Origin of the sequence: Vibrio sp. 10N.222.46.A1, assembly GCF_041473595.1 — a bacterium.
Taxonomy (GTDB): Bacteria; Pseudomonadota; Gammaproteobacteria; order Enterobacterales; family Vibrionaceae; genus Vibrio; species Vibrio tasmaniensis_A.
This window is the reverse complement of sequence record NZ_JBFRSN010001337.1, coordinates 1-2022: the sequence shown is the minus strand read 5'-3', so window position 1 is coordinate 2022 and position 2022 is coordinate 1. Positions and strand designations below refer to the sequence as shown.

At 43.2% G+C, this 2022-nt stretch carries 2 protein-coding genes; both read right to left on the bottom strand.

All coding sequences use genetic code 11. The annotated features are described in order from the left end of the window. Positions 1-53: 53 nt before the first annotated feature. Positions 54-674: a ribonuclease HII gene (gene rnhB, locus AB4496_RS26435; protein ID WP_009847405.1), complete on the bottom strand. Its 621-nt coding sequence runs from the start codon at positions 672-674 to the stop codon at positions 54-56. Positions 675-722: 48 nt separating this feature from the next. Further along, the gene (gene lpxB, locus AB4496_RS26430) at positions 723-1919 is read right to left on the bottom strand and encodes a lipid-A-disaccharide synthase (RefSeq protein ID WP_009847406.1); all 1197 of its coding nucleotides are present in this window, start codon (positions 1917-1919) and stop codon (positions 723-725) included. Positions 1920-2022: the final 103 nt, after the last annotated feature.

Genomic DNA, 2022 nt, shown 5'->3' with positions numbered 1-2022 from the left:
TAAGCTCTAGTTTACGTAAGGCTCTAATCTATATAGAGCTTATTCAATTCGCTCTAATCTATGCCAAGAATACGTTTTACTGGCTTAAAGCTTTTGCGGTAATGCTCGGTTACGCCATGTTTTTCAATCGCTTCAAAATGCGCTTTTGTCGGGTAACCTTTATGTTTAGCAAAACCAAACTCTGGATGAAGCTTATCAAGTTCTTCCATCTCTTGGTCACGAACCACTTTAGCGATGATAGACGCTGCGCTGATTTCAGCCACCCGTAAATCCCCTTTCACAATAGCCAGACCGGCCATCGGTAGCTCAGGGACTCGGTTTCCATCTATTAGCGCTATATCAGGTTGAACACTCAGCCCGGCAATAGCACGCTGCATAGCTACCATAGTCGCTTGTAAGATATTCAACTCATCAATTTCTTGTGGGGAACAACGCCCCACAGACCATGCCAAGGCTTTCTCTTTAATTTCAGGAAGCAGAGCAAGGCGCTTTTTCTCAGACAGTTTTTTTGAATCGTTCAAGCCTTCGATTGGGTTATTCGGATCGAGGATAACCGCGGCGGTAACTACATCACCAACTAACGGCCCACGCCCCACTTCATCAACACCAGCGAATAACTGGTAGCCTTGAGGATACTCAAAAGGAGGAAATTCTTTTTTCTCTTTTACTGCCATGACAATTCTCTTTGTAACTTTTAAGCAAATGCTTTTGAAAGAAGCACTTTATGATTCAACAAACTCTCGACCGATCAATTTCAGAACTGCGTTAGCTGCCTGTTTGTCAGCATCTTTACGAATCCAGTGATGCATTTCAGTAAAGCGTTCAATAAGTGGCGCGTTGTCAGTTGAAAGCATCTTATCGACCGATGGGAAAAGGTAATCTGGGTGACACTCCTCAAGAATGTGTTCTTTTACGATTTCTTCACCCGCTAGGATATTCGGTAACGAGACAAATTCTGTGATCGACAATTTCTTAACGATATAGCCAGTGAGCTTGTTGACCTTGTAGCCAACGACCATCGGTCGTTTCAGCAACATACACTCAAGAGCAACAGTACCAGAAGCTAACAAAACAGAATCAGCAGCAGTAATCACATTGGTAGCCGTATCTTCTACCAAGGTAAATTCAAGTTCAGGTGCCGTCGATTGCCAGATCTCTGTAAACTGTTTCTTGCGCTGTTCATTAACCAATGCAACAACAAAATTGATATCAGGGTACTTTTGCTTAATGCGCTGACAAGTTTCGATAAATGGTTGAGCAATCAAACTCATTTCACCACCACGGCTACCTGGCAATACCGCTAACCACGGCTTATCTTGATCTAAACCTAAAAGATCGCGAGCCTCTTTCTTATTCGGCTCCAGTGGAATGGTATCAGCCAACGTGTGGCCAACGAATTCACAAGCAACGTTATATTTATCATAAAACACTTTTTCGAATGGTAAGAAAGCCAGTACCAAATCGGTTGCTTTGTCGATTTTAAAGATACGCTTTGGACGCCATGCCCAGACTGAAGGGCTGACATAATGAACAGTCTTAATGCCCGCGTTCTTAAGATCTAATTCAAGTCTTAGATTAAAGTCTGGCGCATCGATACCGACGAAGACATCTGGCGGGTTTTGAGTAAAGTACTTAACTAGCTCCGCTTTCACTTTTAGCAAGCGAGGTAAACGACCAAGCACTTCTACAAGCCCCATCACGGCAAGCTCTTCCATTTCGAAAAGAGACTCACAACCAAGCGCCTTCATTTTTGGTCCGCCAATACCCACGAATTCAGCATTCGGATATTGTGATTTGATCGCTTTAATAAAGCCTTCGCCAAGCGTGTCACCAGAGAGTTCTCCGACAACGATACCTACACGCAGAGGTTCATTCGAAACAAAGTCCAAGCTATTGGTTGCTGCTTCTTGCTGTGCCATAGTTTTCTAATTCCCTTCTTGCCTAAAACAAAAAAGATCGCCTAACGAGTAGCGATCTTTTTGTTATACCAATCTAACGAGGTAACTATTGTCATACTCATAT

Coding starts and splice junctions, on each gene's coding strand:
- lpxB (WP_009847406.1), bottom strand. CDS start 1,919: ATGGCACAGCAAGAAGCAGCAACCAATAGCTTGGACTTTGTTTCGAAT.
- rnhB (WP_009847405.1), bottom strand. CDS start 674: ATGGCAGTAAAAGAGAAAAAAGAATTTCCTCCTTTTGAGTATCCTCAA.